Origin of the sequence: Acinetobacter sp. 1130196 (assembly GCF_000588095.1) — a bacterium.
GTDB lineage: Bacteria > Pseudomonadota > Gammaproteobacteria > Pseudomonadales > Moraxellaceae > Acinetobacter > Acinetobacter nosocomialis.
This window is the reverse complement of sequence record NZ_JFWX01000125.1, coordinates 1-625: the sequence shown is the minus strand read 5'-3', so window position 1 is coordinate 625 and position 625 is coordinate 1. Positions and strand designations below refer to the sequence as shown.

Here is a 625-nt window from a genome sequence, read left to right as displayed (position 1 = left end):
CTACAGCAGTTAGAACAATCCCAACACCAGCCCATATAGCGTATGCGATACCTAAAGGGATTGTTTTAATAACTTGTGATAATAAATAAAATGCCGTGCTAAAAAAAATAAAGACCATCACGCTTGGAAAAAGTTTTGTAAACCCTTCCGATTTAACTAAAAAACTACTTCCAATCACTTCGGAAACTATTGCAAATCCAAGTAATACATAAGCGAGTAACACACTGTTCATAAGTAATCATACCTAAAATACCAATCGGAAGGTATGTTAAATTTTCAAAAAAAAATTATCAATAATTATTTTAGATTTTCTAAAATTAACATAATACACCTTATACGAAATGTGTCATAATTTACCTTGAAATTCATATACTTATTTCAAAGTTTATAGCCCGAACATCCCTGTACGGGCTTTTTTTTGTGATCTTTCACGTAATATGGCTATTCTTTAATCAAATCCTTACAACTTTGATTAGCTCAGTTGAATAGTACCCTTAGCCATTCGGCAAGAAAAACCGGCTTAACCACCCTCTTTTCGGCTGCTCCGGTTCAACCGGCTCCGGCACCGGAATACGCTTATTTTCCGTTTTTTCCGGAGTAGTCAATCCGTCATGTTTGTCGTTAT

1 protein-coding gene and 1 pseudogene are annotated in these 625 nt (G+C 34.9%); both read right to left on the bottom strand.

Features of this window, described 5'->3' with window-relative positions; all coding sequences use genetic code 11:
- On the bottom strand, positions 1 to 232 hold a 232-nt coding region (locus J671_RS24790), incomplete at its 3' end, for an SMR family transporter (RefSeq protein WP_031983792.1).
- Positions 233 to 494: 262 nt separating this feature from the next.
- Positions 495 to 625, bottom strand: a pseudogene (locus tag J671_RS0105450) (DNA-binding protein); the annotation flags it as partial.